At 73.9% G+C, this 6,000-nt stretch carries 7 protein-coding genes; 3 read left to right on the top strand and 4 right to left on the bottom strand.

The genetic code is table 11. From position 1 onward, the window contains the following. Both AB0903_RS13000 and AB0903_RS12995 read right to left on the bottom strand, forming a co-directional pair. A partial coding sequence (locus AB0903_RS13000) for an alkaline phosphatase D family protein (protein WP_366701980.1) occupies window positions 1-749 on the bottom strand: 749 nt, incomplete at its 3' end. Window positions 750-1,143: 394 nt separating this feature from the next. Further along, window positions 1,144-1,854 (bottom strand): HNH endonuclease family protein, encoded by a 711-nt coding sequence (locus AB0903_RS12995; protein WP_366701978.1) that lies wholly within the window; start codon window positions 1,852-1,854, stop codon window positions 1,144-1,146. A gap of 166 nt (window positions 1,855-2,020) precedes the next feature. Here AB0903_RS12995 and AB0903_RS12990 point away from each other — a divergent pair, with 166 nt between their 5' ends. After that, the gene (locus tag AB0903_RS12990; RefSeq protein ID WP_366701976.1) at window positions 2,021-2,773 is read left to right on the top strand and encodes an ABC transporter permease; all 753 of its coding nucleotides are present in this window, start codon (window positions 2,021-2,023) and stop codon (window positions 2,771-2,773) included. A 253-nt stretch (window positions 2,774-3,026) separates the two neighbouring features. Beyond that, window positions 3,027-3,611 (top strand): TMEM165/GDT1 family protein, encoded by a 585-nt coding sequence (locus AB0903_RS12985; RefSeq protein WP_366701974.1) that lies wholly within the window; start codon window positions 3,027-3,029, stop codon window positions 3,609-3,611. 188 nt (window positions 3,612-3,799) lie between these two features. Here AB0903_RS12985 and AB0903_RS12980 read toward each other — a convergent pair whose 3' ends face one another. Together AB0903_RS12980 and AB0903_RS12975 are read right to left on the bottom strand one after the other, a co-directional pair. Next, on the bottom strand, window positions 3,800-4,456 hold the full coding sequence (locus tag AB0903_RS12980) for an HAD-IA family hydrolase (RefSeq protein ID WP_366701972.1): 657 nt from the start codon (window positions 4,454-4,456) through the stop codon (window positions 3,800-3,802). A 177-nt stretch (window positions 4,457-4,633) separates the two neighbouring features. Then, the gene (locus AB0903_RS12975; RefSeq protein ID WP_366701970.1) at window positions 4,634-4,825 is read right to left on the bottom strand and encodes a peptidoglycan-binding domain-containing protein; all 192 of its coding nucleotides are present in this window, start codon (window positions 4,823-4,825) and stop codon (window positions 4,634-4,636) included. Window positions 4,826-4,898: 73 nt separating this feature from the next. Between AB0903_RS12975 and AB0903_RS12970 the strand changes: the two genes are divergently transcribed. After that, on the top strand, window positions 4,899-5,444 hold the full coding sequence (locus AB0903_RS12970) for a hypothetical protein (RefSeq protein WP_366701968.1): 546 nt from the start codon (window positions 4,899-4,901) through the stop codon (window positions 5,442-5,444). Window positions 5,445-6,000 lie beyond the last annotated feature (556 nt).

Raw genomic sequence — 6,000 nt, 5'->3', positions numbered from 1 at the left:
AGCGCGCTGACGATCCGTTCCTGCCACCACGGCGTCGCCCGCATGTCGGCGAGCCACGCGGTGCTGGTGTTCCAGTCGTCGATGACGTCGTGGTCGTCGAAGATCATGCAGCTGGGCACGGTGGAGAGCAGCCAGCGGACGCCCGGGTCGCGCCAGGACTCGTCGTACAGCCAGGTGTACTCCTCGTAGTCCGCGACCCCGCTGCCCGGTGGCACGTCGGGGTCGCGCCGGGCGGCCAGCCGGTCGCCGGTCGCGTCCGAGGTCTCGTCCGCGTACACCTGGTCGCCGAGCAGGAGCAGCACGTCCGGGCGTTCGCCCTCCGGCGCGGAGGCGAGACGCGCGGCGAGTGTGTCGAGGGCGTCCGGCCCCACCGGATCGTGCCCGTGTGCGGGCCGTGCCGCCCAGCGGCAGGAGCCGAACGTGACCCGCACGGCGTCGGCCCCCGGGGGTGGCGTGCGGATCGTGCTCGGCGGAAGCGCGGAGTCCTCGGGCGGCCAGACGCGTTCGCCGTCCAGCAGCACCTCGTACGCGGTCGAGGAGCCCGGTGTCAGGCCGGTCACCGGGATCAGGGCGTAGTGGTGCCCGGCGATCAGGAACGTGCGCGCGGAGCCGCTGCCGAGGTCCGCTCCGCCCTGGTCGCAGCGGACCTCGGCGGTGCACGCGCGATCCGTCTCGACCCACACGGTCGCGGCGGTGCCCGTCTCCCAGTCGACGTGCCGCAGCAGTGGCCCCAGGCGCAGCCGGGTCATGTGACGCCCCTTCCTGTCGCCCCGTACGGTACGGAACGACTCAGGGGGGTGGGCGGGTTCCGGGGGTTCCGCGGCCTTGCGCGCCTCGTGGCGCCGGTGGCACGGGTGGCACGGGTGGCACGGGTGGCACGGGTGGCACGGGTGGCACGGGTGGCACGGGTGGCGGGGCTGTTCCCCTCCCCGCCCCTTCCCGAAACCGGGGCTCCGCCCCGGACCCCGTACCGCCCTGCGGGCGGCCGGGGCTTGTCCGGGCCTGCTCAGGCGCCACCCGGGCCGGGCTTGCCCGCGCCCGCTGGGCGGTGGCCTCGAACACCCGCCGGGCCGGTGTCGCGGAGGGAAGTCCAGCCTCGTCGGCGATTGAGGCGCGGGGTCGCGGCGGAGCCCCGAGGGTGCGTCAGCAGCTGTTCAGGACCGACTGGAGCGCGCTCTTCTCCGCGGAGTCGACCTTCAGCTTCCAGTAGTACTTCGTGTGCACCCACATCCGCGCGTAGGAGCAGTGGTACGAGCTTCGCGGCGGCATCCACTCCGCCGGGTCCTTGTCACCCTTGGACTGGTTGACGTTGTCCGTGACGGCGATCAGCTGAGGGCGGGTCAGGTCGTTGGCGAACTGCTGGCGCTTGGACGTGGTCCAGCTGTTCGCGCCGGAGCGCCACGCCTCCGCGAGCGGGATGACGTGGTCGATGTCGACGTCGGAGGCCGCGTACCAGGTGGCGCCGTCGTAAGGGGAGTACCAACGGCCGCTCACAGCCGCGCAGGTGGAGCTCTGCACCACGTCCGTGCCGTCGCGATCGAGGACGACCTCGCGGGTGTTGCAGGAGCCCGACTGGGTGATCCAGTGCGGGAAGTGGTCACGGCTGTAGCCGGAGGAGGAGCCCTCCGCGGACACGGTCAGCTGGCTGAGGTAGCTGCGGGCGGTGGAGGCGCTGACGGGGGTGGGAGGCGCGGCCTGCGCGGCGGGGGCGGTGGCCAGCAGACCTGTCGTGGCGAGAGCGGAGGCGGCGGCGAGCACGCCTATTCGGCGGGCGGCGGCACGGGGACCGTCACCGGCAACGTCGCCGGAACCGTCACCGGCAACGCCGCTTCGACGCGCGTAGACACCTGGCATGTGAACTCCTCTGGGGTGGGGGGAGCTTGGCCTTGCGGGCATGGCCATGCTGGCGGCGCCGGGTTGCCTGGGGATGGGCGCCAGGTAACAGAGTGGCGACATGGGCACGTCACATCAAGACTTCTGACGCACCGGCACGAACGGCTCCTCGTCGTAGGGTTGCCGCGTGCTCCTGCCGGTCAACCTCACCCTCGGGGCCGTACTCGCCGTTCTGCTGGCGGCCGCGGCGACCGTGGCGGCCCTCGCCCACCTGGGGCGTTCGCGCCAGATCGCCGTCGCGGGCGTGCGCGCCGCAGTCCAACTCGCCGCCGTCTCCATGGCGATCGGCTGGGTCGTCCGCTCCGTACCGCTGCTGCTCGCGTTCCTCGTCCTCATGTACGCGGTCGCCGTCCGCACCGCAGGACGGCGCATCACCGCCAACGCCACCTGGTGGTGGGCCGGCCTGCCGATCGCCGCCGGCGTGCTGCCCGTCGTGGCCGCGCTGCTGCTGACCGGGCTGGTCCCGGTGAAGGGCATCACCCTCATCCCCGTGACCGGCATCCTCATCGGCGGTGCCCTGTCCGTGACGGCGGTCGGTGGCCGGCGCGCCCTGGACGAGCTGGAGCAGCGCCGCGGCGAGGTGGAGGCGGGCCTGGCCCTCGGCCTCGCCGACCGCGACGCCCGCCTCGAGGTCGCCCGCAGGCCCGCCTCCGACGCGATGCTCCCCGGCCTCGACCAGACCAGGACCGTGGGCCTCGTCACCCTCCCGGGCGCGTTCGTCGGCATGCTGCTCGGCGGCGCGTCACCGGTGGAGGCGGGCGCGGTCCAGCTGTTCGTGCTGGTGGCGCTGATGGCGGTGCAGGTGGTCGCCGTGGCCCTGGTGCTGGAGCTGGTGGCGAGGGGGCGCCTGCACCGCTCGCCCCGGGAGCAAGGACGCTGACGGCCGTACGGGTGCATCACGTAGGCTGTGCGTTGCAGAAGGGGAGTAGCTCTTCGCCGGACCGTCGACATACTGCTGGGCCTCGCGCCCGGCCGGCGCCCGGAGGCAGTCTCGTCGCAGAGGCTCGCCGGCGAGACCTTCGGCCGCAGTGCCCGTGTACGTATACGTATTCATGGTGCTGCCGTGCCGAAGCGACCCCTGAAACGCTCAGGACTCTCGGCAGGGCCGCGCCCTACCGATTGAGGTCCCATCCGTGATCAGCTTCACCGTCATGGCGATCACCTTCGGCGTCGTCTTCCTCGCCGAACTGCCCGACAAGACCGCGCTCGCCGGTCTCATGCTCGGCACCCGCTACCGCGCCTCCTACGTCTTCGCCGGTGTCGCGGCCGCGTTCGCCGTTCATGTCGCGCTCGCCATCGCCGCAGGGAGCGTACTCACCCTGCTGCCGCACCGCCTCGTGCAGGCCGTGGTGGGGGTCCTGTTCCTGGCGGGCGCGCTGATGCTGCTGCTGAAGAAGGACGACGGTGACGAGGAGACCGTCAGGACCCCGGCAGACCAGTCCTTCTGGAAGGTCTCCGGGGCGGGCTTCATGCTCATCCTCGTCGCGGAGTTCGGCGACCTGACGCAGATCATGACCGCCAACCTCGCCGCCCGTTACGACAACCCCGTCTCGGTCGGCATCGGTGCGGTGCTGGCGCTCTGGGCGGTCGCCGGGATCGGGATCGTGGGCGGCCGGACGCTCATGAGGTACGTGCCGCTGAAGCTGATCACCAAGGTCGCGGCGTGTCTGATGCTGGCGCTGGCCGGCTTCAGCCTCTTCGAGGCGGTGACCGGCTAGCAGCGCGCCGGTCACCGGCCGTAGCGCCGCCGCGTCTCCGCCCGGAGCGCGGCGGGGTCGTGGACCGGATCACCGTGGGGTCTCGGGCCGGATCGCGCCCGGATCGCGGACCGGGGCGCCGCGGGGCCTCGGTCCGGGGCGCGGCCCTTCTCCGGCCCCGGCCGGTCGGGGCCGCGCGGGCGCCGCCGCTATGCGGCGCGGCGCAGCTCGATCGTGCCGTCCGCGTGCGCGGTCACCGCGAGGTGCGTGAGGTCCGGTACGTGGAGGTCCGGCGCCATCGCCAGGGCCCGGGGCCCCACGCCGACCACCCGCATGCCCGCCGCGCGGGCCGCCGTGATGCCCGCTTCCGAGTCCTCGAACGCCACGCAGTCCGCAGGGGCGAAGCCAAGTTCGGCCGCACCCTTGAGGAAGCCCTCGGGGTCCGGCTTGCTCGCGCCGACGCACTCGGCCGTCACCCGCACCCCGGGCATCGTCAGCCCGGCCGCGTCCATGCGGGCGGTGGCCAGCGCCAGGTCGGCCGAGGTCACCAGTGCGTGCGGCAGGCCGGCGACGGCGGCCATGAAGGCGGGGGCGCCCGCGACGGCGACCACGCCGTCCGTGTCGGACGTCTCCTGAGCCAGGAGTACGCGGTTGTCGGCGTGGTTCTGCTCCATGGGGCGGTCCGGCAGCAGTGCCGCCATCGTGGCCCAGCCCTGCCGACCGTGGACGACCTTGAGCGCCTTGTCGGCGTCCAGCCCGTGGGCGGTCGCCCAGGTTCGCCAGACACGCTCCACCACGGCATCCGAGTTGACGATGGTGCCGTCCATGTCGAGCAGGAGGGCGCGAGCGGTCAGGGTGGTCGTCATACGGGCTCCAGGGCGCGACAAAAGAGGACCAAGTGGCTCCGCCCGCCGGTCAGGGAGTGCGGGCAGAGCCACTTTGTTCCTTCAAGATACAAAAACCGGGGCGGTGACGCCAATCCTGCCTGCCTGCCTGCCGCCTCCTTCTTCTCGCCGCCTGCTTCACGGCTCCCGCCTCCTGCTTCACGGCTCCCGCGTCTCGGCCTCCAGCGAGCGGCGGGTGTGAGGGCCGTACACGCCCAGCGGGTCGCGGTCGATACCGCGGTCCCATTGGTAGACCTTCACGGCCTGTTCCACGTCCTCGTCGAACCGCCCGTCGGCCTCGTCGTACGGGTACAGCCACAGCTGCCTCAGCCGCAGCTGGAGTTCGGTCACCGCCGGGCCGCTGTCCCCGAGTCGCAGTGTGCCGCCGCCCGGGTTCTGCCCCGGCGCGTCGGAGACCGTGCCCGTGGCCCGAGCCGTCGACGGCGCGGCCGAGGGGGCGGCGGGGGCGTCGCCGGTTCTCGCGGTCGTATTCGGCTCGCCGCGTGAGGGCGACGGAGAGGCGGAGGCGGACGGGGTCGCCGACACGGACGCGGACGTGGAAGGTGACGGGGGCGCCGACGCCGACGCACTGGCGGAGACGGACTCCGAAGGTGCGTCCGGCTCCACACTGGCGCTTGGCGCGCTGCTCCGGATGTCCGGTGGCAGGGCCCGGTCCCGCTGGTCGTCGCCGGAGAACAACCCGCCGGCGAACGTCACCGTCCCCGCGACGGCGACGGCCGCCGCGCCGACCGCGATCGCGGCGACCGCGCGGCGCCGCCGTGGTCGGGGCCGCGATCCGGGCTCCGACCCTGGACCGGCGACGTACAGGTCCAGCTCCTCGGTGGCGCCGCCCCCGGCCTCGGGCGGAGGTCCGCTGCCGACGACCCGCAGTACCGCGGTGTCCTCGTGCGCGGACCGGAGCGCGTCGTCCGGGTGGCCCGACCCGGGCCCGGCACCGGCCCCCGCTTGAGCCTGCCTGGTTGCCGGCCCGACCGGATGCACGGGCGGAAGCGCCACGGTCGGCGCGGCGCCCGCCCCGGGCGCCGGTTCGGCCCCGGGCCCGGCCCCGGCACCGGCCGCCCACGGCCCATCACCACCCCCATCACGCACTTCAGGCCCAACCCCAGGCCCAACCTCAGGCCCAACCCCAGGCCCGGCCCCAGCCTCCGGTCCCGCCGTGGGCCCGGCCGCCGGTGCGTCTGCCGGCCGAGCCGCCGGCGGCACGCCACCGGCGGTCGGCGCGTACCCCGCCGAAGCCGCCCCCGACGCGCCCGGCATGGGACCCGCGCCCGGCGACGGACTCGCACCGGGGGCCGCGCCCGGCGGTGGGTCGTACCGAAGGCTCTCCAGCGTCACGTACGGCCTGATCCGCAGCGGATCGAAGTCCTCCGCCGCCGAGACGTCCGCCTCCCGCTGCGCACGGAGCGCGGCCCCAGCGCGCTCGGCGCAGTCGCAACCGGGCGCGGCGCTGCCGTCCGGGTTCCGCGGTCTGGCGCACTCCGGGCATCTGCTTCCGGTCATTGCCG

Origin of the sequence: Streptomyces sp. NPDC048389 (assembly GCF_040706335.1) — a bacterium.
GTDB lineage: Bacteria > Actinomycetota > Actinomycetes > Streptomycetales > Streptomycetaceae > Streptomyces.
This window is presented reverse-complemented; position numbering and strand designations above follow the sequence as displayed.